The organism is Mycobacterium terramassiliense (assembly GCF_900157385.1).
GTDB classification, from domain to species: domain Bacteria; phylum Actinomycetota; class Actinomycetes; order Mycobacteriales; family Mycobacteriaceae; genus Mycobacterium; species Mycobacterium terramassiliense.
In genome coordinates this window covers 563,537-590,376 of record NZ_LT717699.1, presented here as the reverse complement: position 1 = coordinate 590,376, position 26,840 = coordinate 563,537, and the positions used below count along the sequence as shown (strand labels likewise).

The following is a 26,840-nucleotide window of genomic DNA, read 5'->3' as shown; positions in this document are numbered from 1 at the left end:
CGCGACACATAAACGTTGGCGACGACACGCCGGGGCGGGTGTACGAGGTTTATATCTCGCGGCGCCCGGGCTTACTACAGGCCGTAGTTCTTATGGGCTTACCATCGGGCGGTGCCCGGACGAACACTGCGGCGGTCGGTGGACCTGCTCCCCGACCCCAGCCTGCGCGCCCAGCGGGTGATCGCCGCGCTCGTCGTCCTGACCCAGGGCGGCATCGCGGTCACCGGCGCCATCGTGCGCGTCACCGCCTCGGGCCTGGGCTGCCCGACGTGGCCGCAGTGCTTCCCGGGCAGCTTCACGCCGGTGGCCCACGCCGAGGTACCGCGGATACATCAGGCCGTGGAGTTCGGCAACCGGATGATCACCTTCGCCGTGGTGATCGCCGCGGCGCTCGCCGTGCTGGCCGTGACGCGCGCGCGCCGGCGCACCGAGGTCCTGGTCTACGCGTGGCTGATGCCGGTGTCGACGGTCGTGCAGGCGGTGATCGGCGGCATCACGGTGCGCACCGGGCTGCTGTGGTGGACCGTCGCCGTCCACCTGCTGACGTCGATGACGATGGTGTGGCTGTCGGTGTTGCTCTATGTCAAGGTCGGCCAGCCCGACGAGGGCGTGGTCCGCGACCGGGTGGCGCGGCCACTGCGCGCGCTGACGGCGCTGAGCGCCCTGAACCTGGCGGCGGTGCTGGTCACCGGCACGCTGGTGACCGCCGCCGGCCCGCACGCCGGTGACCGCAGCCCGAGCCGCACCGTGCCGCGGCTCAAGGTCGAGATCACCACGCTGGTGCACGCGCATTCGTCGCTGCTGGTCTCCTACCTGGCCCTGCTGGTCGGGCTCGGCTTCGGCCTGCTGGCCGTCGGCGCCGGCCGGGAGATCCGGCTGCGGCTGGGCGTCCTGGTGGCCCTGGTGTGCGCGCAGGCCGCCGTGGGCACCGCGCAGTACTTCACCGGGGTCCCCGCCGCGCTGGTCGCGGTGCACGTCGCCGGCGCGGCGGCCTGCACGGCGGCGACGGCCGCGCTATGGGCGTCGATGCGAGAACGGGCCCAGGCCCAGCCGCTCGCAGGCTGACTCCACGGCCAGCGCGAAGTCGCGCTGGGCGCGATCACGGGTGTCGACGTCAAGCTGCGACCACCCCAGCGACGGCGCGACGAGGTCGAGACCTACCAGCTCCTCCCCCGCCACGTCGGCGCGGGCGTACAGCAGGTCGCGCGTGCCGATCCGGGCGCGTGCGGCGGCCGACGCGATCGCGGCGTAACCGAGATCCCACGACTCGAATTCCGGCTCGAGCGGCCAGGCGTGCGACGGCTTGCCGGCGAGAAAGATCAACGTCGCCTGCGCCGTTCGGTCCGGGGCCGTCGGCACCCCGTCGTCCTGAAGGTCGCGCAGGTATCGCGCGCCCAGGTTCCAGGCGACGGCGTCGGGCGGGTTGAGCAGGTGGCGGATCCGCCGAGCCCAGCCCAGGAATTCGTCGCGGCCCTCGGCGTCCGGGGCGGCGCGCAGGATCACCAGGTCGGCGCCCGCGGTCTGCGGATCCCGCCAGGGCAGCCAGCGGGCGTGCAGCCCGCGCGCTCGCAGCGCGGGCACCAGCCCGCTGTCGTCGTGGTGTCGTGGGCCGCCCGCCAGCACGATGCGCGGATGGAAGACGTCCGGTCGGGCCAGCTTCATGCCCGGGCATGATATCCCTATGCACGCAATCGAAATCAGCGAAACCGGCGGCCCCGAAGTCCTGCGATACGTCGACGTGCCCGAGCCCAAGCCCGGTCCGGGCGAGCTCCTGATCAAGGCCGAGGCGATCGGCGTCAACTACATCGACACGTATTTCCGCTCCGGGCAGTATCCGCGGGAGCTGCCGTTCGTCCTCGGCCAGGAGACGGCCGGCACCGTCGTCGCCACGGGCGACGGGGTCGACGGGTTCGGCGCGGGTGACCGGGTGGGCACCGCCGCGGCGTCCGGGGCCTACGCCGAATTCGCCACCGCGCCAGCGGCTTTGACCGCAAAGGTGCCCGATCACGTCACGTCCGACGTGGCGGCCTCGGTGATGCTCAAGGGCCTGACCGCGCACTACTTGCTCAAATCCGTGTATCCGGTGCAAAGCGGAGACAGCGTGCTGGTGCATGCCGGCGCCGGCGGCGTCGGGCTGATCCTGACGCAGTGGGCCAAGCTGCTCGGCGCGCGGGTCATCACGACGGTCTCCACGCCGGAAAAGGAACGGATGTCCAAGGAGGCCGGCGCCGACGAGGTGCTCTCCTACCCCGACGACGCCGCCGAGTTCGGCCGGAAAATTCGCGAGTTGACGGGCGGCGCCGGCGTGGCGGCGGTCTACGACGGCGTGGGCAAGACCACGTTCGACGCCAGCCTGGCCAGCCTGGCCGTCCGTGGCACCCTGGCGCTGTTCGGGGCGGCCAGCGGCCCGGTTCCGCCGTTCGACCCGCAGCGCCTCAACGCCGCCGGGTCGGTGTACCTGAGCCGGCCGTCGCTGGTGCACTTCATCCGCACCGGCGACGAATTCCGTTGGCGCGCGGGCGAACTCTTCGCGGCGATCGCCGACGGCGCCCTCACCATCGAGGTCGGCGGGCGCTACCCACTGGCCGACGCGGCGCGCGCGCACCGGGACCTGCAGGGCCGTAAGACCACGGGCTCGATCGTGCTGCTGCCGTAGAGGGCTAGAGCAGCGTCGGCAGCGCGACGACAGAGTCGACCGCCAGCGCGCAGAACACCACCGCCAGGTAGTTGTTCGACTGCAGGAACAGCCGCAGCGGCTTGACCGGCTCGCCGGCGCGCACGCCGGCGTAGAGCTGATGGGCCATGGCCAGGAACCACACCCCGGCCAGCAGGGCGACCGCCGCGTACAGCCAGCCGGTGGCCAGCGCCAGCGCCAGCGTCGCGAGCACGGTCAGCCAGGTGTAGATCAGGATCTGCTTGGTGACCTGGCGCTCGGTGGCCACGGCGGGCAGCATCGGGACGCCGGCCGCCTTGTAGTCGTCCTTGTAGCGCATGGCCAGCGCCCAGGTGTGCGGCGGCGTCCAGAAGAAGATGATCGCGAACATCACCAGCGCCGGCCAGCCGATGGTGCCGGTGACGGCCGACCAGCCGATCATCACCGGCATGCAGCCGGCCGCGCCGCCCCACACGACGTTTTGCGACGTGCGGCGCTTGAGCAACAGCGTGTAGACCAGCACATAGAAGGCGATGGTGGCGCCGGCCAGGTGTGCCGACAGCATGTTCGTCGTCCACCACAGCCAGAAGAACGACGCCACCGACAGCGCCAGCCCGAACACCAGCGCGTGGCTGCGCGGGACGGCGGCCCGCGCCAGCGGCCGGCGCGCGGTGCGCTTCATCACCTTGTCGATGTCGGCGTCGGCCACGCAGTTCAGAGTGTTGGCTCCCCCGGCGGCCAGCATCCCGCCGATCAGCGTGTTGAGGATCAGCAGCGGGTTCACGCTGCCGCGGTGGGCGAGCAGCATCGCCGGAATGGTGGTGACCAGCAGCAGTTCGATGACCCGCGGCTTGGTGAGCGCCAGGTACGCCAGGACCGTGCCGGATACCCGGCTCGGTGCCTCTCGACTCGGGGCGACGCGCCCGCGAACGCTCACGCAATAACTCCTCGGGGTCGCAGCAGCGCGCAGCATCTACTACGCACGATGGTAGACCGCGTGGGACCGGTGGCCAGCCCTCAGGGTCCCTTCGGGTGAATTTTTCCTGCATGGCCGGACTGATTGCGAGGCTTGGGCCGTCGACGCGTAATTTTCACAGCGGCCGGCGTTGGGTACCCCAAACTCTGCACTGCAAGAGCCGGCACTCCCGCATTAGGGTGAGCAATATCAGCTTGATGACCCAAGGACAGAGGCTGTGACCACACTCGAAGAGATCTCCACGCTGACCCAACCGCACCTGCCCGACGACTGGACCGAGATCGATTCGGCTGCGGTCGACACGATCCGGGTGCTCGCCGCCGACGCGGTCCAGAAGGTCGGCAACGGCCATCCCGGGACGGCGATGAGCCTGGCCCCGCTGGCCTACACCCTGTTTCAGCGCACGATGCGCCACGACCCCAGCGACACCCATTGGCTGGGCCGCGACCGGTTCGTGCTGTCGGCCGGGCACAGCAGCCTGACCCTGTACCTGCAGCTGTACCTCGGCGGGTTCGGCCTGGAGCTCTCGGACATCGAGTCGCTGCGCACCTGGGGTTCCAAGACGCCCGGGCACCCGGAGTTCCGGCACACCAAGGGCGTGGAGATCACCACCGGCCCGCTCGGCCAGGGCCTGGCGTCGTCGGTCGGGATGGCGATGGCGTCGCGCTACGAGCGCGGCCTGTTCGATCCGGACGCCGAGCCGGGCACCAGCCCGTTCGACCACTTCATCTTCGTGATCGCCTCCGACGGGGACATCGAGGAGGGCGTGACGTCCGAGGCGTCGTCGCTGGCGGCCGTGCAGCAGCTGGGCAACCTCATCGTGTTCTACGACCACAACCAGATCTCGATCGAGGACGACACCAACATCGCGCTGTGCGAGGACACCGCCGCGCGCTACGAGGCCTACGGCTGGCACGTGCAGCGGGTGGAGGGCGGCGAGAACGTCGTCGGCATCGAGGAGGCCATCGCCAACGCCAAGGCCGTCACCGACCGGCCGTCGTTCATCGAGCTGCGCACCATCATCGGCTACCCGGCGCCCAACCTGATGAACACCGGCAAGGCGCACGGCGCCGCCCTCGGCGACGAGGAGGTCGCGGCCGTCAAGAAGATCCTGGGCTTCGATCCCGACAAGAACTTCGAGGTGCGCGACGAGGTCATCGCCCACACCCGCAAGCTGGTGGACCGGGGCAAGGAAGCCCACGAGAAGTGGCAGGCGGAGTTCGACGCGTGGGCCCAACGCGAGCCGGACCGCAAGGCGCTGCTGGACCGGTTGACCGCCGAGCGGCTGCCCGACGGCTGGGACGCCGACGTCCCGACCTGGACGCCGGACGACAAGCCGCTCGCCACCCGCGCGGCGTCCGGCAAGGTGCTGAACGCGGTGGGCCCCAAGCTGCCCGAGTTGTGGGGCGGCTCGGCCGACCTGGCGGGCAGCAACAACACCACCATGGACAACGTCAAGTCGTTTGGGCCCCCGTCCATTTCGACGAAGGACTACACCGCGGACTGGTACGGGCGCACGCTGCACTTCGGGGTGCGCGAGCACGCGATGGGCGCCATCCTGTCCGGCATCGTGCTGCACGGCCCCACCCGCGCCTACGGCGGCACCTTCCTGCAGTTCTCCGACTACATGCGCCCGTCGGTGCGGCTGGCGTCGCTGATGGACATCGACACCATCTACGTGTGGACGCACGATTCGATCGGGCTGGGCGAGGACGGCCCGACGCATCAGCCCATCGAGCACCTGGCGGCCCTGCGCGCCATCCCCAACCTGTCGGTGGTGCGCCCGGCCGACGCCAACGAGACGGCCTACGCCTGGCGCACGATCCTGGCCCGCGGCAACGGCAGCGGCCCGGTCGGCCTGATCCTGACCCGCCAGGGCCTGCCGGTGCTGGAGGGCACCGACTTCGAGGGCGTCGGGCGCGGGGGCTACATCCTCGGCGACGACGGCGGCGACGAGCCCGACGTGGTGTTGATCGCCACGGGCTCCGAGGTGCAGCTCGCGGTCGAGGCGCGAAACCTGTTGGCGGACTCCGACATCGTCGCCCGCGTGGTGTCGATGCCTTGCGTGGAGTGGTTCGAGTCGCAGTCCGAGGAATACCGGGACAGCGTGCTGCCCCCGTCGGTGTCGGCGCGGGTGGCCGTCGAGGCCGGCATCGCGCAGTCCTGGCACAAGCTGGTCGGCGACACGGGCCGCATCGTGTCGATCGAGCACTACGGCGAATCCGCCGACTACAAGACTTTGTTCCGTGAATTCGGCTTCACCGCCGAAGCCGTCGCGGCGGCCGCGGAGCAGGTAGTCGATAACTGAGAAAGGGTGATTCACATGGCCAGTCAGAACCCCAACCTCGCGGCGCTGAGCGCCGCGGGCGTGTCCGTTTGGCTGGATGACCTGTCGCGCCAGCGGCTCCAGTCGGGCAACCTGCAGGAGCTGATCGACACCAAAAGTGTTGTCGGCGTGACGACCAACCCCTCGATCTTCCAGAAGGCGTTCGCCGAGGGCGACTCGTACAACGGTCAGATCGCCGAGCTGGCCGAGCGCGGCGCCGACGTCGACGCCACCGTGCGCACGGTCACCACCGACGACGTGCGCAGCGCGTGCGACGTGTTCAAGCGCGCGTGGGAGGCCTCCGACGGGGTCGACGGCCGGGTGTCCATCGAGGTGGACCCGCGGCTGGCCGCCGAGACCGACAAGACGGTCGCGCAGGCCGTCGAGCTGTGGAAGATCGTCGACCGGCCCAACCTGTTCATCAAGATCCCCGCCACCAAGGCCGGCATCCCGGCCATCACTTCCGTTCTGGCGGAGGGGATTTCGGTCAACGTCACGCTGATCTTCTCGGTGGAGCGGCACCGCGAGGTGATGGACGCCTACCTGGCCGGGCTTCAGAAGGCCCGCGAGGCCGGTCACGACCTGTCCAAGATCCACTCGGTGGCGTCGTTCTTCGTCTCCCGGGTGGACACCGAGGTGGACAAGCGGCTGGAAAAGATCGGCTCCGAGGAGGCGCTGGGGCTGCGCGGCAAGGCCGGGGTGGCCAACGCCCGGCTCGCCTACGCCGCCTACCAGGAGGTGTTCGAGGGCGGTGATCGCTTCGCCGCGCTCAAGTCCGACGGCGCGCGCGTGCAGCGCCCGCTGTGGGCGTCCACCGGCGTCAAGAACCCCGACTACCCCGACACCCTCTACGTCACCGAGCTGGTCGCGCCGAACACGGTGAACACCATGCCGGAGAAGACGATTGACGCGGTGGCCGATCACGGCGAGATCAAAGGCGACACGGTGACCGGGACTGCCGCGGCCGCTCAGGAGGTGTTCGACAAGCTGAGCGCGGTCGGGGTCGACCTGACCGACGTGTTCGTGGTGCTGGAGAACGAGGGCGTGGACAAGTTCGTGGAGTCCTGGACCGAATTGCTGGAGGAAACTCAGAAGCAGCTCGATTCCCTCGGCAAATGAGCCCGGCGAGCCCGAAGGTGGGCGCCCGCGCCGGGTCGGTGCAATGGCAAAACCCGTTGCGGGACAAGCAGGATAAGCGCCTGCCCAGGATCGCCGGCCCGTGCGGCATGGTGATCTTCGGCGTCACCGGCGACCTGGCCCGCAAGAAGGTCATGCCGGCCATCTACGACCTGGCCAACCGCGGGCTGCTGCCGCCCACCTTCTCCCTGGTGGGCTTCGCCCGCCGGGACTGGCAGACCCAGGACTTCCGCAAGGTCGTCTACCAGGCCGTCAAGGAGCACTGCCGCACGCCGTTCCGCGAGGAGAACTGGGAGCGGCTGGCCGAGGGATTCCGTTTCGTGCCAGGGGCTTTCGATGACGACGAGGCGTTCGCCCGGCTCGCCGAGACGCTGGAAAAGCTCGATGCCGAGCGCGGCACCGGCGGCAATCACGCCTTCTACCTGGCGATCCCGCCCAAGTCGTTCCCGGTGGTGTGCGACCAGCTGCACAAGTCCGGGTTGGCCCGCCCGCAGGGCGACCGCTGGAGCCGGGTCGTCATCGAAAAGCCCTTCGGCCACGACCTGGAAAGCGCACAGGCCCTGAACAAGGCGGTCAACGCCGTCTTCCCGGAGGAGGCGGTGTTCCGCATCGACCATTACCTGGGCAAGGAGACCGTGCGCAACATCCTGGCGCTGCGGTTCGCCAACCAGTTGTTCGATCCGATCTGGAACGCCCACTACGTCGACCACGTGCAGATCACCATGGCCGAGGACATCGGGCTGGGCGGCCGGGCCGGCTACTACGACGGCATCGGCGCCGCCCGCGACGTCATCCAGAACCACCTCATGCAGCTGCTGGCGCTGACCGCGATGGAGGAGCCGGTCAGCTTCAATCCCGCTGCGCTGCAGACCGAGAAGATCAAGGTGCTCTCGGCGACGCAGCTCGCCGAACCGCTCGACGAGACCACCAGCCGCGGCCAGTACACCGGGGGCTGGCAGGGCGGCGAGAAGGTCGTCGGGCTCCTCGACGAAGAGGGATTTTCGAAGGACTCCACCACCGAGACGTTCGCCGCCATCACGCTCGAGGTCGACACCCGCCGCTGGGCCGGCGTGCCGTTCTATCTGCGCACCGGTAAACGGCTGGGCCGCAGGGTGACCGAGATCGCCCTGGTCTTCAAGCGCGCGCCGCACCTGCCCTTCGACGCGACGATGACCGACGAGCTGGGCGCCAACGCCATGGTGATCCGCGTGCAACCCGACGAAGGCACCACGCTGCGGTTCGGCTCCAAGGTGCCGGGCACCGCGATGGAGGTCCGCGACGTCAACATGGACTTCTCCTACGGATCGGCGTTCGCCGAGGAATCACCGGAGGCCTACGAGCAGCTGATCCTGGACGTGCTGCTGGGCGAGCCGTCGCTGTTCCCGGTGAACGAGGAGGTCGAATTAGCTTGGGAGATACTGGATCCCGTGCTGGATAACTGGGCGTCGCACGGTAAACCCGACCCGTACGAGGCCGGCACCTGGGGTCCGGAATCGGCCTTCGAGATGCTGCGCCGCACCGGCAGGGAATGGCGGCGGCCATGATTGTCGACCTGCCCGACACCACCACCACGGCGGTCAACAAGAAGCTCGACGAGCTTCGCCAGAAGGTCGGCGCCGTCACCATGGGCCGGGTGCTGACCCTGATCATCGCGCCGGACAGCGAAGACGTGCTGGAGGAATCGCTCGCCGCGGCCAACGCCGCCAGCCACGAGCACCCCAGCCGGATCATCGTCACGATGCGCGGCGACCCGTACGCCGACGACGCCCGCCTGGACGCGCAGCTGCACGCGGGCGGGGACACCGGCGCCAGCGAGGTGGTGATCCTGACGCTGTCCGGGCCGCTGTCGGGCCACGCCTCCAGCGTGGTCATCCCCTTCCTGCTCCCCGACATCCCGGTGGTGGCCTGGTGGCCCGACATCGCCCCGGCCGAGCCCGCGCGAGACCCGCTGGGCAAGTTGGCGATTCGCCGCATCACCGACGCCACCAACGGCATCGATCCGCTGTCGGCGATCAAGAGCCGGCTGCCCGGTTACAGCCCGGGAGACACGGACCTGTGCTGGGCGCGCATCACCTACTGGCGGGCGCTGCTGACCTCCGCCGTCGACCAGCCGCCGCACGAACCCATCGAGTCGGCGCTGGTGTCCGGCCTGAAGACCGAGCCGGCCCTCGACATCCTGGCCGGCTGGCTGGCCAGCCGGATCGACGGTCCGGTACGCCGGGCCGTCGGCGACCTCAAGGTGGAGTTGGCGCGCAAGAGCGAGACCATCGCCTTGAGCCGTCCCCAGGAGGGCAGGACGGCCACGCTGAGCCGGACCGCCAAGCCGGACGCCCTGGTCCCGTTGGCGCGCAGGGAAACCGGCGAGTGCCTGGCCGAAGACCTGCGGCGGCTGGACGCCGACGAAATCTATCTGGCCGCCCTGGAAGGTATCAAGAAGGTGCAATACTTGTGACTCCCATAGTCGAGGTTTTTCCGGATGGCGACGCCCTGGTCGAGGCCGCGGGCGGGCGCCTGGTCGATACCATCGGCTCCGCGGTGGCGGCCCGGGGGCGGGCGCTGATCGTGCTGACCGGCGGCGGCAACGGCATCGGGCTGCTGAAGCACCTCAGAGGTCAACAGGTCGAGTGGTCCAACGTGCATCTGTTCTGGGGCGACGAACGCTACGTGCCCGAGGACGACGACGAGCGCAACGACAAGCAGGCGCGGGAAGCCCTGCTCGATCACATCGACATCCCGTCCAGCCACGTGCACGCGATGCCGGCCAGCGACGGTGAGTTCGGCACGGACATCGCCGCGGCGGCGCTGGCCTACGAACAGTTGCTGGCCGCCAACGCCCAACCCGGGCAGCCGGCGCCGAATTTCGACGTCCACCTGCTCGGCATGGGTCCCGAGGGCCACATCAACTCGCTGTTCCCGGACACTCCCGCCGTGCACGAGAACGTCCGCATGGTGGTGCCCGTCGAGAACTCCCCCAAGCCGCCGCCGCAGCGAATCACGTTGACGCTGCCCGCGATCCAGCGGTCCCGCGAGGTGTGGCTGATGGTGTCCGGGGCGGGCAAGGCCGACGCGGCGGCGGCCGCCATCAACGGCGTCGCACCGTCGTCGGTGCCCGCGGCCGGCGCCGTCGGGCTCGAGACCACGCTGTGGCTGCTCGACCAAGGGGCCGCATCCAAGCTTCCGCGCTGACCGGCGCGAGTCATAATGGCCGTCATGGCAGACAGAACCGTGCGCGGTGGGCCCGAGCGAAGCCGGATCAAAACCCTCACCCAGGCTGCCCTGAACGCCGACAAGACCGTCGAACAGGTCGAGGACGTCCTGGACGGCCTGAGCAGGACCATGCGGGAGCTCAACAGCTCGCTGTCCAACCTCAACGCCACGGTCGAACGCATGGAGGCCGGCCTGGACCACCTGGACGGCACCCTGGGCAGCCTCGACGATCTGGCCAAGCGGCTGATCGTGCTGGTCGAGCCGGTGGAGGCCATCGTCGCGCGGATCGACGACATGGTGAAGGTGGGCGAGACGATGATGTCGCCGCTGTCGATGACGGAGCAGGCGGTGCGCGGCATGCTGGACAGGCTGCGCAACCGCTAGCCCTACATTTTGGTCGATCGGGCCATCACGAAGCTGTACAGGCCGTACGTGATGATCCCGGCGCCGGCCCCGATCAACAACGCCGCCCCGTAGGGCTGAGCCCCGAGGGTTTTCAGCGCCCCATCCAGGCCGGTGGCCTTCTTCGGTTCCGAGCGGCAGGCGGCGACGACGATCAGCGCCCCGGTGCCCGCGATCACCAAGCCCTTCGCGACGTAGCCGGTCGCGCCGAGGCGCCGCACCAGGTCACCGGACTTGCCCTTGAGGTCGCCGACGAAATTGCGGCTGGCGCCCTTGTAGACGTGGTAGCCGCCCACCGCGACGACGACGATGCCGCAGGCGATGAGCGCGACGGTCCCCGCGGGGGTCTCCATCAGGCGGGCGCTGATGCTCGAGTTCTGTTGATCGGCCGACCTCCCGGCGCCCCGCGCATACCCGAACGCGGAGTAGGCGAACGCGAGATACACCGCCGCCAGCCCGAAGGCTTTCGCCCGGTCCCACGCTCCCGACGAGGAGCCCTCCGGGGTGCGGTCGCTGGATCGACCGAGGGCCGTTTCGACCAGCCGCCACAGACCCATCGTCAGCAGGGCGGCCGCGGCGAACCACAGCACCACCGGGCCGCCCGGTTTGCCCGCCAGCGTCGCCAGCGCTCCGGTCTGATCGGCGGTGCCGCCGTCGCCGAAGGCGATTCGGAACGCGAGGTAGCCGACGATCAGGTGCAGCACCCCGTTGACCACATAGCCGGCCCGGGCAAATCGTTCGAACACGCCGTTTTGGGCGACTTGTGCCGGTTCCATGGCACGTGGATGCCCATCAGCCGCTGTTACGTAACGCGCTCGCAAGCCCGTTCATCGTCAGCAGGATGCCGCGCTGCACCAGCTCGTCGTCGTCGCCCGAGCGGTAGCGGCGCAGCAGCTCCACCTGCAGGTGGTTGAGCGGCTCCAGGTACGGGAAGCGGTTGAACACGGAACGGGCCAGCGCGGGATTGTCGGCGAGCAGGTCGTCGTGACCGGTGATGAGCTTGTGCATGGCGATGGTGCGCCGGTGCTCGTCGACGATCTTGTCGAACACCCTGCGCCGCAACGATTCGTCGGCCACCAGTTCGGAATAGCGTGCCGCCAGGCCCAGGTCGCTCTTGGCGAGCACCTGCGCCATGTTCGACAGGACGCTGCGAAAGAACGGCCACCGCTCGTACAGCTCGTGCAGGACCTTGACCCGCTCGCCCTCGCTTTCCGGTCCGGCCGCGATCCACTCCTGGAACGCCGACCCGGTGCCGTACCAGCCCGGCAACATCACGCGCGACTGGGTCCAGGCCAGCACCCACGGGATGGCGCGCAGGTCGGAAATGGATTCGGTGGGCTTGCGTGACGTCGGCCGGCTGCCGATGTTCAGCGAGCCGATCTCGCTGACGGGCGTGGAGGCCTTGAAATAGTCGACGAAACCCGGTGTCTGGTGGACCAATTCGGCGTAGGCCCGGTGGGCCAGGGCCGCCACCTCGTCGAGCACCGCGTAGGCGGGTTCCGCGGCGTCGCCCAGGCCCTCGACGTCCAGCAGCGTCGACTCCAGCGTGGCCGCCACCAGGCTCTCCAGGTTGCGCCGGGCCGTCTGCGGCTCGGCGTACTTCGCGGCGATCACCTCGCCCTGCTCGGTGAGGCGCAGCGAACCGTTCACCGCCCCCGGGGGTTGCGCGAGGATCGCCTGGTAGCTGGGGCCGCCGCCGCGGCCGACCGTCCCGCCGCGACCGTGGAAAAGCCGCAATCGCACGCCGGATTTGCGCGCCACCTCGACGAGGGTGAGCTCGGCCCGGTAGACGGCCCAGTTGGCCGCCAGGTAGCCGCCGTCCTTGTTGGAGTCCGAGTAGCCCAGCATCACTTCCTGCGAGTTGCCGCGCGCGGCGACGAGCGCCCGGTAGATGGGCAGGTCGAGCATCGCCTGCAATATCGACGCACCGTTGTGCAGGTCGTCGATCGTCTCGAAAAGCGGCGAGATGCCCACGGGGCAATAGGTTTCCGGCCCGGAGGCGTCCAGCAGGCCGGCCTCTTTGAGCAGGATCGCCGCCTCCAGGACGTCCGACACCGACTGGCACATCGAGATGACGTAGTTGGGCACCGCCGCCGGCCCGTAACGCTCGACCGCGCGGGCGGCCGCCGCGACGACGCCCAGCTCGCCGCGGGCCAGGTCGGACAGTTGGGCGCGCTCACCGATCAGCGGGCGGCGGGTGGCCAGCTCCCCGGCCAGCAGCTCGACGCGTTCGTCTTCTGCCAACGCGCCGTAGTCCGGATGCACGCCGGCCCAGGCCAGCAGCTCGCCGATCACCTCCTCGTGCACGTCGGAGTTCTGCCGCATGTCCAGGCCGGACAGGTGAAACCCGAAGACGCGCACGCTCTCCCGCAACCGCGCCAGCCGGTCGTCGGCCAGCAGCCCGGCGCCGTGCGTGCGCAGCGAGGCGTCGACGGCGTCCAGATCGGCCCGCAGTTCGCCCGGCGTGGAATACGCCTCGAGTCCCAGGTCGAGTTCGTGCTGCGGGCGGCGGTCCAGGATCTCGGCGGCCGTCGCGGTGAGCCGGGCCCGGATCACCCGCAGCGCCCGCCGGTAGGGCTCGTCGGCCCGGGCCTTCTCGTCGCAGCCCTCGGCCAGCGCGGCCACCTCGGCGGTGACCGTGATCAGGCGCGCCGACATCGACAGCTCCTGCTCGAGCTCGGTGAGCTCGGCCAGGTAGTGCGCCAGTGCGGTGAACGCGGCGCTGCCGGTGGCCAGCCGCACGACGTCGGCGGTCACGTTTGGGTTCCCGTCGCGGTCACCGCCGATCCAGGAGCCCGGCTGCAGGATCGGGGCCGCGAGCAGGTCGGCGTCGGGCCAGCGGGCCCGCAACGCGCCGCGCACCTCGGCGTTGACCTGCGGGATGACCGTGAACAGCGCGGCCGGATAGTAGCGCAGGCCCACCTCGATCTCGTCGGTGATCTGCAGCCGCGACAGCCGGATCAGCGCGGTCTGCCAGAGCGTGAGGACCTGGCGGCGCAACTCAAGCTCGATGTTGCGGCCGTGATCGGTCTCGGTGTGCCCGGCGGCGTGCAGCCGCATCAACTCGGTGATCCGGTGCTGGGTGACGAACACGGTGCGCCGGCGGGTCTCGGTGGGGTGGGCGGTGATCACCGGCGACACCAGGGCGCCCGCCAGCGCGGCGGCCACCGTGCCCGAATCCAGCTCGGCCCGATCGAGTTTCGCGTACGTCGCGGCCAGGCTGCTGTCCTGCGGGGCCTCGCCGGCGGCGACGTGGATCTTGCGCCGCCGTTCCCGGTGGATGTCCTCGGCCACGTTGGCCAGGAGCGCGAAGTGGCTGAACGCCCGGATGATCGGGATGGCCCGGTGGATGTCGATGCCGTCGAACATGCGGGACATCTCGGCCCGGTCGATCTCGGAGCGCCGCACCCGGAAGGATGCCACCCGCGCGCGCTCCACCAGTTCGAACACCTCGTCACCGTTCTGCTCCCGCACGGTGTCGCCGAGGATGGTGCCGAGCAGCCTGATGTCGGCGCGCATCGGCTCGGTCGCCTCCCGGCCGACCCGGGTGCGCTGGACGGCACCGATCGGCTCCAGCGCGGTGTCGGACGCGTCAGCCATGCGTCCCAGTATCGGTGCGGAACGCGTCGTGCGCCCGCCGAGGGGGTCAGCGGCGCCGGCATGCTAGGCCGACGGCCCGGCCGGCGCGGGTGGCGCTTGCGGAAGCTAGACAACCAGCGGCCGAGTTTTTACGGAATCTCTACGGCGGGGGGCGGTTGCGCGCGTGGATTCGCCACTACGCTCCTACCGTGTCGTCACCGACTTCGCTGGTCAAGCGCCTGATTGTGGGTCGGCCGTTTCGCAGCGATCGCCTGCACCACACGCTGTTGCCCAAGCGGATCGCCCTGGCGATCTTCGCGAGCGACCCGTTGTCCTCGGTGGCGTACGCCACACAAGAGATCCTGTTGATCCTGACCCTCGGGGCCCTGAGCTACCTGTACCTGACGCCGTGGATCGCCGCCGCGGTGGTGGTGCTGCTCGGCGTCGTGGTGTTGTCCTACCGGCAGGTGGTGCAGGCGTATCCCAGCGGCGGCGGCTCCTACGAGGTCGCCTCCAGAAATCTGGGACCGCGCGCCGGCTTGGTGGTGGCGGCGGCGCTGCTGGTGGACTACGTCATGACGGTGGCGGTGTCCGTCGCGGCGGGCGTGGACAACATCATTTCCGCTGTGCCCGAACTCAATCCGTACCGGGTGGCGGTCAATATCGGTTTCATCCTGGTGTTGACCGCGATGAACCTCCGCGGTGTCCGCGAGTCCGGTCGTGCGTTCGCCGTACCGACCTACGCCTTCATCGCCGGCGTGCTGCTGATGATCGGCATCGGTCTGGTTCGCACGCTTCTCGGCGACGCGCCGCAGGCCGAGAGCGCCCACTACGGCATCCACCCCGAGCTGTCGGGACTCAGCCTGCTGGCGATCGCCCTGCTGGCGCTGCGCGCGTTTTCGTCCGGCTGCACCGCGCTCACGGGCGTGGAGGCGATTTCCAACGGGGGGCCCGCGTTTCGGAAACCCAAGGCACTCAACGCCGCACGGACGATGTCCTTGATGGGAGGCCTGGCGATCACGATGTTCGTCGGCGTCACCGCGCTGGCCCTGATCGCCCACACCCGCGTGGTGGAAAACACCTGCGATCTCGTCGGTTTCCGCGGCGATTGCAACCGGGACCCGCAGCGCACGGTGATCGCCCAGATCTCGGCCGCGGTGTTCGGCAACAACAGCGTGATGTTCTTCTACCTGCAGGCCGCGACGGCGCTGATCCTGATCCTGGCCGCCAACACCGCCTACAACGGGTTTCCGCTACTGGGCTCGATCCTGGCCCAGGATCGCTATCTGCCACGGCAACTGCACACCCGCGGTGACCGGCTCGCGTTCTCCAACGGCATCATCCTGTTGGCGGCCATCGCCGGCGGGCTGATCTACGCGTTCGACGGCTCGACGACCCGGCTGATCCAGCTCTACATCCTCGGCGTGTTCACCTCGTTCACGTTGTGCCAGACGGGCATGGTGTGGCATTGGAACCGGGCACTGCGCGACGCCGACGCCGGCGCGCCACGGCTCAAGATCCACCGCGCGCGGGCCATCAACGCGTTCGGCGCCTGCCTGACCGGCGTCGTCCTGGTCGTGGTGATGGTGACCAAATTCACCCACGGCGCCTATCTGGTGGTGATCGCGATCCCGGTGCTGTGCCTCGTGATGCAGGGGATACGACGGCATTACGCGCACGTGGGCACCGAACTTCGCATCGAGGACGAAGACGAGCAAGTCCGGCCGAGCCGGGTGCACGCGATCGTGCTGGTCTCGAGTTGGCACAAGCCGACCCTGCGCGCGGTCATGTTCGCCCGGGCGACCAATCCGGACACGCTGACCGCGTTGACGGTCAAGGTCGACGACGTCGACACCACGGCGCTGGTCCAGGATTGGCGGAACCTGAGCGTCGACGTGCCGCTGAAAGTCATCGAGTCGCCCTACCGCGAGATCACCCGGCCCGTGATCGATTACATCAAGCGGCTGCGCAACGGCCCGTCCCGCGACGTCATCAACGTCTACATCCCCGAATACGTCGTCGGCCGTTGGTGGGAGAACCTGCTGCACAACCAGAGCTCCTGGCGGCTCAAGGGGCGCTTGCTGTTCGAGCCGGGGGTGATGGTCACCAGCGTGCCGTGGCAGCTGCGTTCGTCCGAGCGCCGGGACCTGTCCCGGGTCGTATATCGGGCCGGCGACGTTCGCAGCGGGATCGACCGCGCCGCGTCGAGTGACACGCGCGCCGCCAGCGGGGGTTAGCGGTACTTGATCAGCAGGGCCATGCCGACGATGCACACCAGCCAGATGCCCACGATGAACACCGTCAGCCGGTCGAGGTTCTTCTCCACCACCGTCGACCCGGACAGGCTCGACTGCACACCGCCGCCGAACAGGGTCGACAGGCCGCCGCCCTTGGCGCGGTGCAGCAGCACCAGCAGCACCACCAGGATGCTGGTGACCACCAGGGTGATCTGCAGGCCCAATTGCATGCGGTAAGCCTACCGGGGGCGGGCCGGCGTCACGGTAGCGGCCCGCCGGCGGCGATGGCCGCCAGGGTCGCGAATTGCTCGCCGTCCAGCGACGCGCCGCCGACCAGGGCCCCGTCGATGTCGTTCTGGGCGACGATGTCGCCGATGTTCTTGGCGTTCACCGACCCGCCGTAGAGCACCCGCACGGTGTCGGCGACCTGCGGCGACGCCAGGGTGCCCAGCTGGCTGCGGATCGCGGCGCACACCTCCTGGGCGTCGGTCGCGCTGGCCACCCGCCCGGTGCCGATCGCCCAGACCGGCTCGTAGGCGACGACGACCTTGGCGATCTGCTCTCCCGACAGGCCCGCCAGCGAGCCGCGCAGCTGCTCCTCACAGTGCGGCACGTGGTTGCCCGCCTCCCGGACGTCCAGGTGCTCGCCGATGCACACGATCGGGGTGAGCCCGTGCCTGAGCGCGGCGGCGGCCTTGGCGGCGACCAGCGCGTCGTCCTCGTTGTGGTAGGTGCGCCGCTCGGAGTGCCCGACCACGACGAAGCTGCAGCCGAGCTTGGCCAGGAAGGCGCCGCTGATGTCGCCGGTGTAGGCGCCGGAGTCATGCGGGGACAGGTCCTGGGACCCGTACGTCAGCCGCAACTTGTCGCCGTCGACCAGCGTCTGGACGCTGCGCAGGTCGGTGAACGGCGGGATCACCGTGACGTCCACCTTGTCGTAGTACTTGTCCGGCAGCGCGAACGCCACCTTTTGCACCAGCGCGATCGCCTCGAAGTGGTTGAGGTTCATCTTCCAGTTGCCGGCGATCAGTGGCGTGCGGCTCACGAGTCTCCTTTGCTTTGGCTCGACTTGGCTTCAGGAGGGCTGCGGACGGCCAAGCACCTCGATGCCCGGCAGCGTCTTGCCCTCCAGGTACTCCAGCGATGCGCCACCGCCGGTGGAGATGTGCGAGAAGTCACCCTCGGAGATGCCGAGCGCGCGCACCGCGGCCGCCGAATCCCCCCCGCCCACCACGCTGAACGCGCCCTTGCCCGTCGCCGCGGCGATCGCCTCGGCGATGCCTTTTGTGCCGGCGGCGAACGCCGGGAACTCGAACACGCCCATCGGGCCGTTCCAGAAGATGGTCTTGGCGTTGGACAGCAACGTGGCGAACCGCCTGACCGACTCCGGCCCGATGTCCAGCCCGATCCTGTCCTGCGGAATCCTGTCCGCCGCAACGGTTTCCGGCGGCGAATCGGCGGCGAACTTCTCGGCCGCCACGATGTCCACCGGAAGGTGCAGCACGTCGGCGTAGGTCTCACACAAGCGGTGACAGGTGTCGACCATCTCGTTTTCGAGCAGTGACGTGCCCACCGAAAGGCCCTGTGCGGCAAGGAAAGTGAAGCACATTCCGCCGCCGATGACGATGCTGTCCGCCTTGGTAGCCAGCGACTCGATGACGCCGAGCTTGTCGGACACCTTCGACCCGCCGAGCACCACGGCGTACGGGCGCGCGGTCGAGGTGGTCAGCCGCTTCAGCACCCGGATCTCCTCGGCCACCAGCGTGCCGGCGTAGTGCGGCAGCAGCGTGGCGACGTCGTACACGGAGGCCTGCTTGCGGTGCACCACCCCGAAGCCGTCGGAGACGAAAGCGCCCGTCGGCCCTACCAATTCGGCCAGTTGCCGGGCCAGCGCGAGCCGCTCGCCGTCGTCCTTGCTGGTTTCGCGCGGGTCGAAGCGGATGTTCTCCAGCAGCAGGATGTCGCCGTCGGTCAGTCCCTCGGACCGGGCCAGCGCGTCGCCGCCGACGACATCGCCGGCCAGCTGGACGTGCCGGCCCAGCTGGTCGCCGAGCGCCGCGGCGACCGGCGCCAGCGACAATTTCGGGTCGGCCCCGTTCTTGGGACGACCGAGGTGCGCGGTGACCACTACCTTGGCGCCGGCCTCCAGCAGCGCCTGCAGCGTCGGCACGGACGCGGTGATGCGCCCGGCGTCGGTGATGGCGCCGTCTTCGTCGAGCGGCACGTTCAGGTCGGAGCGCACCAGCACGCCTCGGCCCGAAACACCTTCGGCGAGAAGGTCTTCGAGAGTCGGGATGCTCACGGCTTACAGCGACTTGCCGACCAGGGCGACCAGGTCGATGAGGCGGTTGGAGTAGCCCCATTCGTTGTCGTACCAGGACACCACCTTGGCCTGGTTGTCGATGACCTTGGTCAGCCCCGAGTCGAAGATCGAGCTGTGCGGGTCGGTGACGATGTCGGACGACACGATCGGCGCGTCGTAGTACTTCAGGATGCCCTTCAGCCGCCCTTCGGCGGCGGCCTTGAACGCGGCGTTGATGTCCTGCGCGCCGGCGGCCTTGGACAACTCGACGGTCAGGTCGGTGACCGAGCCGGTGGGGATCGGCACCCGCAGCGCGTACCCGTCCAGCTTGCCCTTGAGCTCGGGCATCACCAGGCCGATGGCCTTGGCCGCGCCGGTGGAGGTCGGCACGATGTTCAGCGCGGCCGCCCGGGCGCGACGCAGGTCCTTGTGCGGCCCGTCCTGCAGGTTCTGGTCCTGGGTGTAGGCGTGGACGGTGGTCATCAACCCCTTGACGATGCCGAACTCGTCGGACAGCACCTTCGTCACCGGCGCGAGGCAGTTCGTCGTGCACGAGGCGTTGGAGATGATGTTCTGGCTGCCGTCGTACTTGTCGTCGTTGACGCCCAGCACGATGGTGATGTCCGGGTCGGTGGCCGGCGCGGAGATGATCACCTTCTTGGCGCCGGCGTCCAGGTGGCCCCTGGCCTTGGCCGCGTTGGTGAACAGGCCCGTGGACTCCACGACCACGTCGACGCCCAGGTCGCTCCACGGCATCGCCGCGGGGCCCTCGCGCACCTCGAGCGCCTTGATCTTCGTGGTTCCCACCACGATGGTGTCCTCGCCTTCGAGGGTGACGTCGTAGGGCAACCGGCCCAGGATCGAGTCGAATTTGAGCAGGTGCGCCAGCGTGGCGTTGTCGGTGATGTCGTTGACGGCCACCACCTCGATGTCCGCGGTGCCCTGCTCCTGCTGGGCCAGCAGGGCCCGGTAAAAGTTGCGTCCGATTCGACCGAAGCCGTTGATGCCTACTCGGACAGTCACTTGTCTCTCCCTGTCTTTCTATGTCCGCTGATGAGCGCTCGTCGTCAGCCTAGATCAGCAGGAAACACCGCCGCGCGCCGGTAACAGCGCCGGACCCGCGCCGCCGCGAAAAGGCGGGTGCGGCAAACGGCGCCGCACCACACGACCTGCGATCCGTAGGTGTGGACCGCCCACTTGGCCGCGATATTCCCGGCGGTGAAATCCGGGCGGCCCGGTCCGCGATTTGCGGAGGCATCCCCCGAGCCGAATACGCCGGGGAGTGGATTCATAGCGCGGGCCGGCGGCGGGCGAGAAAGGGCGCAAAATCCCCTGGTAACCGGAGCGTGTCTCCTTTGTATCGGTTCTATAAGCCCCCGAATCGTCGCGTGTCCAATAGCAATACCAAGCCATACATTCGACACGGCTGCGGTACGGCGATGCGGTTCTGCCGCCGCGTTTGATTGCGAAAGCTGAAGGAGTCGAGGTTGATGACGGGCTTTGATCGGTTCAACATCACGGTTGGTGCCATCGCTGGACTGTGCGGGGCCGCAATAGCGCTGAGCCCGGATACGACGGCCGCCCCGCTGAAAACCGGCGGCTACGCCTGCATCCAGGGGCAGTCGGGCGAGGCCGGCGCGCCGGCAGCCGGCGGGCCGGCGGCCGGCGGCGTACCGCTGGGCGCGGGCGCGCCGGGAGTGGTCGGACCCGCGCCCGCCGGACCCGCACCCGCGGCCGGCGGACCCGCACCGGCCGCCACCGTATGCACGTCGAGCGCCCCGATCACCGACATGTCCGGCGTGCCGCTGGTTGCGCCCGGGCCGGTTCCGGTGGTGCCGGCCGGTGTTCCGCTGATCGCGCTCGGCCCGCCGGTGCCCGTGGGCGCGCCGGTGCCGCCGGTGCCCGTCGGCGCGCCGATACCGCCGGTGCCCATCGGCGCGCCGATACCGCCGGTGCCCATCGGCGCGCCGATACCGCCGGTGCCCGTGGGGGCGCCCGTGCCCGTCGTGCCGGTCGGCGCTCCGCTGATCGCGCTCGCCGGCGGCCCGCTGGACGCCGCGGCGCCGGTGGCCGCTCCCATCATCGACATGGCCGGGACCGGCAAGGGCGAGCCGACCGGCCCGGCGCCGGCCGGCGGCCCGGTGGCCGGCCAGCCGATCGCGCCGGGCCCCGCACGCTGAGCCCGATCCGCTCCGACGAAACGGACCCGCTGGGTTAAGCCCAGCGGGTCCGTTTCGTTGTGGGGGATGAAAAGCCTTCGGTAACAGCGGATTCGGGTGTCAGCTTGGTGGGGCCTCCCACAGCAACGGCGGCTGTGGCCGTTGCGGTGGCGAGTCCTGCACGATCACCGGATCGCCCACGTGGACCGTGTTGTAGTACCACTCCGCGTCCTCGGGGCTCAGGCTGATGCAGCCGTGGCTGACATTCTCCAGCCCCATCGCGTTGACCGCCCACGGAGCCGAATGCACGAAGAGGCCGCGGCTGGTGATGCGGACGGCGTAGTCCACCGGGATGCGGTAGCCGTCGGGGGCGTCGACCGGGATGCCGACGCTGCTCGAGTCCATGATCACCGTGCGCTCCTTGGACAGGACGGTGTAGGAGCCGACCGGCGTCGGGTACTCGGGCCTGCCCATCGAGGCCGGCAGCACGCCCTCTTCCCCCCAGTGGGGCCGGTGGTGCGGGGCGGGCAGCGGCCCGGACTCGACCCCGTCGATGGTCACCTTGAAGGTGTGGTCGGCGATGTTGGCAACGCCGACGACGGCGGGACCCGTTTGAAATTCGGTGGCCAGGCCGCCCACCGCGAGGGCCACCGCGCTGTGCGCAGGCCAGAAACGGTCGGGAACCCAGCGCATCACGTCGTCGTCGAGCCACTCGTACTTGCCGGTCATCGGCGGCGACGAGGTGACCTGGGCGCCGCGCTCGGCCGCGTGCCGGTTGGTGACGGGGGCGCTGAAGGTCACCACCACCGGGTGCGCCACGCCGACCACCGAGCCGCGCGCGGGCAACACCGAGGCGATGGCGAGGCCGTACGGCCGGGTCGCCGCCGCCAGGTGCACGTCGACCGGCCCGGCAACCACGCTTGCAGCGATCCCGATGACGGCAAGCACACACCGAACAACCGCCCGCATGGCTCCAATTCCTTACGATGACTGACCTAAATCCTTCAACTGACACAGTTGTAATAGGATGGTAAAGGCCGGATGACCAGCGGAAGCGCAAGGGCGCGTTCGCAATTGGTCAAATCTCAGTCACGTTTTGGCCACGGTCAGCCACCGCAGCGCCGACTCGGCGGCGTGGTACCCGCACAGCCCGTGGATCCCGGCTCCCGGCGGCGTCGACTGCGAACACAGGTAGACACCCGGCACGCCGGTCGCGTACGGGTCGACCGCGATCCGGGGGCGCAGGATGACCTGGAGCCGGTCGTTGGCGCCGCCGACGATGTCCCCCCCGATGTAGTTGGGGTTGTAGGCCGCCAGGTCGGCGGTGCCCGTGCTGACGGTCGCGGTGACGCGGTCGCGGAAGCCCGGGGCGAACCGCTCGATCTGGTCCACTATCGCGGCCGTCGCATCGCCGGTGTAGCCGAACGGCACATGGGCGTAGGCCCAGATCGGGTTGACGTTGCCCGACGACCGGGACGGGTCGGCCAGGTACTGCTGCCCGACGAGCACGAACGGCCGTTGCGCCATCTTGCCCTGCGCGCGTTGACGTTCGGTGTCGACGGTCTCGGCGAACGCGCCGCCCAGGTGCACGGTGCCGGCGCGGCGGCAGTCGGGGTTGGTCCACGGGATGTGGCCCTCGATCGCGAAGTCGACCTTGAACGCCGAGGACCCCTGGCGGTAGCGCCGGTAGGAGCGCGCGACGCGGCCGGGCATGACGTCGCCGTAGATTTTCAGCGCCGCGGCCGGGCTGAGGTCGAGCATGACGATGTCGGCGGCGGGGACGTCGCGGCGGTCGGCGACGGTCACCCCGGTGCTCACGGTGCCGCCGTGCGCCTGTAGGGCCGCGGCCAGCGCCCGGATGATCGACCCGGATCCTCCCTCGGCGACGGGCCAGCCGTGGCGGTGCCCGCCCGCCACAAACATCAGCCCCATGGCCGCGGTGAGCGGCCGGTCCAGCCGGGTGAACATGTGCGCGGCCGCCCCGCCGAACAACGCGCGCGCCCGCTCGGTGCGAAACCACCGGGCCAGCGCGGTCGCGGGCAGCAGCGCCCGCGGGCCGAACAGGGCGACGCGGACCGGGTGCCGCGGAAGGTGCAGGATCGGCCGGAAGAAATCCTCGGCGAGTTCGTCGAATCCCGCCGCGAGGTCCCCGAAGGCGCGCCGCCACCGTTTCCCGTCCGGCCCCATGCCGGCGGCGGTCGCCTCGATCGACCGATACAGCACGCCCGCGGTGCCGTCGTCGAGCGGGTGCGCGCAGTCGATTTCGGGCCACTTCCACACCAGCCCATGGCTTTGAAGCCCGATCCGTTTCCAGAACGGCGAGCCGACGCCGAACGCGTGGGTCGCCGAGCAGTGGTCGTGGATGACGCCGGGGACCGTCAGCTCACCCGAGCGCGCTCCCCCGCCGACCGTGTCGCGGGCCTCCATCACGTGCACGTCGACCCCGCTGCGAGCCAGGTGGATCGCGGCGGCGAGGCCGTTGGGCCCGGCGCCGACGACGACCGCGTTGGTCACGACTCGCCGTGAACGACCGGTTGCGTCGTGAGGTGGACCGGGAATTCGTCCCCGGGCTCGGGCCACGGTTGGCGGGTCAGCATGTCGGCAACCTCCACGTAGCCCGCCTCGATCAGCCCGGTCTTGGCGTCCAGGATGCGGTACCACTGCTTCTGGATGTGGATCGGTTGGCCTTCGAGCACGATGACGCGGACGTCGCCGTCGGCGAATCCGCAGCGCCGTTGCACCGCCTCGAGCAGTTGCTCGTTGTGCAGGTGACCCTCGCCGAAGTTCCATCCGACCAACGGCCCGGCGACCACTTCGCCCTCGCGGATGCTGTAGTCGGCCTCGTTGTCGATCGCGCGGGGCAGCAGCCCGTTGAGCGCCCGGCCATGGGTGTGCATCGCCCGGAACGCCGCCACCTTGTCCGACATCACTTCGGCGGTCCCGGCGCCGTAGAGCTTGGCCAGCTGATTCACCACGAGCGCAGAGCTTTTCACGACGCTCGCCTCGATCTTGTCCTCGGCGCCCGCGCGGAAGCACCACACGCTGGTGGCCCAGTTGCCCGCGTAGTAGCGCATCGCCGGCAGGAACGAGATCTTCTCGGGGAACATGTTTCCCGCGATCACAATGGCTACGGCGACGGCGATGAGGGCGAGCAGCACAGGCGACCTAAGGTCCGTGGCGCGGATCGCGCCGTAGTGCCCGAACAGATAGAACAGCGAGAAGATGAAGAACACGTTCCACTCCAACGGCACCCCCATCGGGAGGTTGGACAGGATGTTGAGGTGGAAGATCACCATGAACCCGATCAGGAACCATCGCCAGGGTTGATCGCCGGCGACGAACACCAGCAGCGTCGGAACCACGAATTCCGCCGTGGTGCCGCCGATATGCGCCATGGCCTTCGGCAACCAGGAGGGCCGCAGGTCGTTGACGTGGTCGAGGTACAGCGCGTGCTTGACGGGGTTGAACAGCTTGGGCCGCAGCAGCGCGTTGTTGCTCGTCATCACCGAGACCACGTACGGGAAGTGGTGGTTGAGCTTGGAGGTCGCCGCTCCCCACCACAGGCACAACATGATGATCTTGTAGGCCGCGATCTGATCGGTGAACGGGAAGAAGAAAACGAACAGCTTCAGCCAATAGTGTTCGCCGCGCGCGGCCAGGAAGATCGTCTTGTCCCGCAGACCCAGCACCGCCAGCGCGACGATCGTCGGCACCACCCGGACCGGGTCGATCAGGGGCCCCGGCGACACCAGCGCCCACACCCCGCCGAGCAGCACGACGGCATAGAGGGCGACGTCGACGGCGGTGCGGTTGTCACCGGCGGTGAACGGGACCTTGCCCGGCCACGCGGGCAGCCGAATCGTGTTGGGGCGCAACCAATACAGGAACCCCCCGACGGGCGGCATGAACCGACCGGTCAGGGGGCCCGAGCCGCAGCCGAAACCGAGGACCTCGAACAGCAGCGTGAACACGATGAACTTCTGGTACACGATCGGCTGCGTCCACCAGTCGCCGATGCGGGCCAGCCCGCCCAACCCGGGGGTCAGCGAGATGATCGCGGCCGGTGCCGCGACGTACAGGGCGATCTTGAGCAGGTACAACAGGTAGACCGCATAGGGGGTGCCGAACCCGTGCTCCGCCCAGTGCCGGGTCACGACCTGCAGTCGCGTCGCCCGTGACAACGTCCGCCAGGTGTCGGGGTCGACGTCCGGTAGCTCCGGTGACATGAATCCCATGGCAGGCCTTAAGTCCGAGGTGAACCAGCTGGCGAATACAATCTATCCGCAGCGACGGGCCCAACGGTATGGGTCAACGAGAATTGCTGACGCGCAGCCTGTTTGAAGCGGCGACCGCGGTGGCCCTAGCGGGCCGCGGGCCGGGGCCGGTGCGGGAACCGCCGCTGCAGGTTTTCGATCATGCCGTCCAAGGTCTTACATTCCCGCTCTTCGCTGCGCGCCATACGCCGCAAGCCGTCGGCGCCCTCCGCGTCGCCCGCGGCTTCGGCGACCACGATCGCCTTCTGGTACTCACCGAGCCGGTGTTCGATCTGACGGCGGCTCTGGACCAGGATCCGCCGGAAGTAGTCGGCCTGACGGTGGTCGGCCGTCTCGACCGCCGCAGCCGAGAGCGTGACATCGCGGGCTTGCCGGTTCATGGTCACCGAAGGCATGGCCCCTCCTAGGCGGACATTGACGGGGCCGGGGCGGACCGCGCTGCTGCGGGGCTTACGCCCCCGCCGGTCCCGAACGCCACTCGAACCGTGCCCAGCGGCCGGGCGGGTACCGCGCTCGTCGGACAGACCGGCGACGTCCATTTCGGCCCTTTCAGCTGGGGATTGGGTGATTGGCGAGAGGTAACGATAACCCCCCGGCCAGACCGGCGCCATAGGGCCGGACGATGGATACATCCGTTGTAGGTTGGGCCGAACCGACCGTGGGTACAAGTCCGGGCAAAACATCGTGCCGGCGGCCCGCGTCCCGGTCGCTACCATCGAGGGACTCGACGGGCATCGCGGCCCGCCAGCGCCACGAGGAGAGACGTGACCGACAGCGACAGCCCAGACATCGAGGACATCGAAAAATTCGACCCCGGTCTGACCCAGCGCCTGATGAGCGTGATGCGCCCGTTTCTGAAGACGTATTTTCGGTCGGAGGTGCACGGCTTGGATTCATTCCCGCCGGGCGGGGCGCTGGTGGTTGGCAACCACTCCGGCGGCATGTTCCCCATGGACGTCCCGATCTTCAGCGTCGGGTTCTACGAGAAGTTCGGCTACGGCCGGCCGGTCTACACGCTGAGCCACGACATCCTCATGACCGGCCCCACGGCGTCGCTGTTCAGGCGCACCGGTTACATCCGGGCCACCCGGGAGAACGCGGCCAAGGCGCTGCGGTCCGGGGGCGTGGTGGTCGTCTTTCCCGGCGGCGATTACGACGCGTACCGGCCCACGCTCTCGGAGAACGTCATCGACTTCAACGGCCGCAAGGGATACGTCAGCACGGCGATCGAGGCCGGCGTGCCCATCGTCCCCGCCGTGTCGATCGGCGGACAGGAGACCCAGCTCTACCTGACCCGCGGGACCTGGCTGGCCGAGCGCCTGGGCATAAAGCGCTTGCTGCGCAGCGCAATTCTGCCGCTGTCGTTCGGCTTCCCGTTCGGGCTCAGCGCCGTCGTGCCGCCCAACGTGCCGCTGCCCGCCAAGATCGTGACGCAGGTTCTCCCGCCCATCGACATCGCCGCGCAGTTCGGCGACGACCCCGACGTCGACGAGGTCGACGAGCACGTGCGGTCGGTGATGCAGCAGGCGCTCGACGAGCTCGCGGCCCAGCGACGCTTCCCGATCCTGGGCTGAGCCGTGGCCTCCCC

The 26,840-nt window shown here is 69.2% G+C and carries 23 protein-coding genes; 11 read left to right on the top strand and 12 right to left on the bottom strand.

Annotated elements, in window-relative coordinates; genetic code table 11:
* The first annotated feature begins 111 nt into the window (after positions 1–111).
* Positions 112–1,065: a COX15/CtaA family protein gene (locus tag MTAB308_RS07085; protein ID WP_077098768.1), complete on the top strand. Its 954-nt coding sequence runs from the start codon at positions 112–114 to the stop codon at positions 1,063–1,065.
* Here MTAB308_RS07085 and MTAB308_RS07080 read toward each other — a convergent pair.
* Positions 1,015–1,662, bottom strand: coding sequence for a hypothetical protein (locus tag MTAB308_RS07080; RefSeq protein ID WP_077098767.1), 648 nt, complete (start codon positions 1,660–1,662; stop codon positions 1,015–1,017). The genes MTAB308_RS07085 and MTAB308_RS07080 overlap by 51 nt on opposite strands.
* Before the next feature lie 19 nt (positions 1,663–1,681).
* On the opposite strand from MTAB308_RS07080, the gene MTAB308_RS07075 reads away from it, so the two are divergent.
* Positions 1,682–2,656 (top strand): quinone oxidoreductase family protein, encoded by a 975-nt coding sequence (locus tag MTAB308_RS07075; RefSeq protein ID WP_077098766.1) that lies wholly within the window; start codon positions 1,682–1,684, stop codon positions 2,654–2,656.
* A gap of 4 nt (positions 2,657–2,660) precedes the next feature.
* Here MTAB308_RS07075 and MTAB308_RS07070 read toward each other — a convergent pair whose 3' ends face one another.
* Entirely contained in the window at positions 2,661–3,590 is a 930-nt protein-coding gene (locus tag MTAB308_RS07070; protein WP_077098765.1) for a heme o synthase, read from the bottom strand.
* A gap of 256 nt (positions 3,591–3,846) precedes the next feature.
* Here MTAB308_RS07070 and tkt point away from each other — a divergent pair, with 256 nt between their 5' ends.
* Genes tkt through MTAB308_RS07040 form a run of 6 tightly spaced genes read left to right on the top strand, consistent with a single transcriptional unit; the run spans position 3,847 to position 10,683 of the window.
* The gene (gene tkt / locus MTAB308_RS07065; RefSeq protein WP_077098764.1) at positions 3,847–5,937 is read left to right on the top strand and encodes a transketolase; all 2,091 of its coding nucleotides are present in this window, start codon (positions 3,847–3,849) and stop codon (positions 5,935–5,937) included.
* A gap of 15 nt (positions 5,938–5,952) precedes the next feature.
* Complete coding sequence (gene tal, locus MTAB308_RS07060) at positions 5,953–7,074, top strand: transaldolase (protein ID WP_077098763.1); 1,122 nt, start codon at positions 5,953–5,955, stop codon at positions 7,072–7,074.
* Positions 7,071–8,636 carry a glucose-6-phosphate dehydrogenase gene (gene zwf / locus MTAB308_RS07055; RefSeq protein ID WP_077098762.1) on the top strand — a complete coding sequence of 522 codons (1,566 nt, stop codon included), beginning with the start codon at positions 7,071–7,073 and terminating at the stop codon, positions 8,634–8,636. Before tal ends, zwf begins: the two co-directional genes overlap by 4 nt.
* Positions 8,633–9,544 (top strand): glucose-6-phosphate dehydrogenase assembly protein OpcA, encoded by a 912-nt coding sequence (gene opcA, locus MTAB308_RS07050; protein ID WP_077098963.1) that lies wholly within the window; start codon positions 8,633–8,635, stop codon positions 9,542–9,544. Before zwf ends, opcA begins: the two co-directional genes overlap by 4 nt.
* A complete protein-coding gene (gene pgl, locus MTAB308_RS07045; RefSeq protein ID WP_077098761.1) occupies positions 9,541–10,278 on the top strand; it encodes a 6-phosphogluconolactonase in 738 nt (245 codons plus the stop codon). The genes opcA and pgl overlap by 4 nt, the downstream gene beginning before the upstream one ends.
* Before the next feature lie 15 nt (positions 10,279–10,293).
* On the top strand, positions 10,294–10,683 hold the full coding sequence (locus MTAB308_RS07040; protein ID WP_077098760.1) for an ATPase: 390 nt from the start codon (positions 10,294–10,296) through the stop codon (positions 10,681–10,683).
* Positions 10,684–10,685: 2 nt separating this feature from the next.
* On the opposite strand, the gene MTAB308_RS07035 is transcribed toward MTAB308_RS07040, so the two are convergent.
* Both MTAB308_RS07035 and ppc read right to left on the bottom strand, forming a co-directional pair.
* On the bottom strand, positions 10,686–11,477 hold the full coding sequence (locus MTAB308_RS07035; RefSeq protein WP_077098759.1) for a DUF1206 domain-containing protein: 792 nt from the start codon (positions 11,475–11,477) through the stop codon (positions 10,686–10,688).
* Positions 11,478–11,493: 16 nt separating this feature from the next.
* Positions 11,494–14,301, bottom strand: a complete 2,808-nt coding sequence (gene ppc, locus MTAB308_RS07030; protein WP_077098758.1) for a phosphoenolpyruvate carboxylase — start codon at positions 14,299–14,301, stop codon at positions 11,494–11,496.
* Between the two features lie 188 nt (positions 14,302–14,489).
* On the opposite strand from ppc, the gene MTAB308_RS07025 reads away from it, so the two are divergent.
* The gene (locus MTAB308_RS07025; RefSeq protein ID WP_077098757.1) at positions 14,490–16,517 is read left to right on the top strand and encodes an APC family permease; all 2,028 of its coding nucleotides are present in this window, start codon (positions 14,490–14,492) and stop codon (positions 16,515–16,517) included.
* Here MTAB308_RS07025 and secG read toward each other — a convergent pair.
* The 4 genes from secG to gap are packed head-to-tail and all read right to left on the bottom strand — an operon-like array spanning position 16,514 to position 19,842.
* Complete coding sequence (secG, locus tag MTAB308_RS07020; RefSeq protein WP_066910601.1) at positions 16,514–16,747, bottom strand: preprotein translocase subunit SecG; 234 nt, start codon at positions 16,745–16,747, stop codon at positions 16,514–16,516. The two genes, MTAB308_RS07025 and secG, sit on opposite strands and share 4 nt — an antisense overlap.
* A gap of 29 nt (positions 16,748–16,776) precedes the next feature.
* The gene (gene tpiA / locus MTAB308_RS07015; protein ID WP_077098756.1) at positions 16,777–17,562 is read right to left on the bottom strand and encodes a triose-phosphate isomerase; all 786 of its coding nucleotides are present in this window, start codon (positions 17,560–17,562) and stop codon (positions 16,777–16,779) included.
* A 30-nt stretch (positions 17,563–17,592) separates the two neighbouring features.
* Positions 17,593–18,819 (bottom strand): phosphoglycerate kinase, encoded by a 1,227-nt coding sequence (locus MTAB308_RS07010; RefSeq protein ID WP_077098755.1) that lies wholly within the window; start codon positions 18,817–18,819, stop codon positions 17,593–17,595.
* A 3-nt stretch (positions 18,820–18,822) separates the two neighbouring features.
* A complete protein-coding gene (gene gap, locus MTAB308_RS07005; protein ID WP_077098754.1) occupies positions 18,823–19,842 on the bottom strand; it encodes a type I glyceraldehyde-3-phosphate dehydrogenase in 1,020 nt (339 codons plus the stop codon).
* 467 nt (positions 19,843–20,309) lie between these two features.
* Between gap and MTAB308_RS07000 the strand changes: the two genes are divergently transcribed.
* Positions 20,310–20,999: a beta-xylosidase gene (locus MTAB308_RS07000; protein WP_077098753.1), complete on the top strand. Its 690-nt coding sequence runs from the start codon at positions 20,310–20,312 to the stop codon at positions 20,997–20,999.
* Positions 21,000–21,098: 99 nt separating this feature from the next.
* On the opposite strand, the gene MTAB308_RS06995 is transcribed toward MTAB308_RS07000, so the two are convergent.
* From MTAB308_RS06995 to MTAB308_RS06980, 4 genes are all read right to left on the bottom strand, one after another.
* Positions 21,099–21,947 (bottom strand): L,D-transpeptidase, encoded by an 849-nt coding sequence (locus MTAB308_RS06995; protein WP_077098752.1) that lies wholly within the window; start codon positions 21,945–21,947, stop codon positions 21,099–21,101.
* A 120-nt stretch (positions 21,948–22,067) separates the two neighbouring features.
* Positions 22,068–23,492, bottom strand: a complete 1,425-nt coding sequence (locus tag MTAB308_RS06990) for a phytoene desaturase family protein (RefSeq protein WP_077098751.1) — start codon at positions 23,490–23,492, stop codon at positions 22,068–22,070.
* Positions 23,489–25,213, bottom strand: a complete 1,725-nt coding sequence (locus tag MTAB308_RS06985) for a DUF3556 domain-containing protein (RefSeq protein ID WP_077098750.1) — start codon at positions 25,211–25,213, stop codon at positions 23,489–23,491. Before MTAB308_RS06985 ends, MTAB308_RS06990 begins: the two co-directional genes overlap by 4 nt.
* A 125-nt stretch (positions 25,214–25,338) precedes the next feature.
* A complete protein-coding gene (locus tag MTAB308_RS06980; RefSeq protein ID WP_083746452.1) occupies positions 25,339–25,647 on the bottom strand; it encodes a hypothetical protein in 309 nt (102 codons plus the stop codon).
* A gap of 369 nt (positions 25,648–26,016) precedes the next feature.
* Here MTAB308_RS06980 and MTAB308_RS06975 point away from each other — a divergent pair, with 369 nt between their 5' ends.
* Positions 26,017–26,826, top strand: coding sequence for a lysophospholipid acyltransferase family protein (locus MTAB308_RS06975; protein WP_077098748.1), 810 nt, complete (start codon positions 26,017–26,019; stop codon positions 26,824–26,826).
* Positions 26,827–26,840 lie beyond the last annotated feature (14 nt).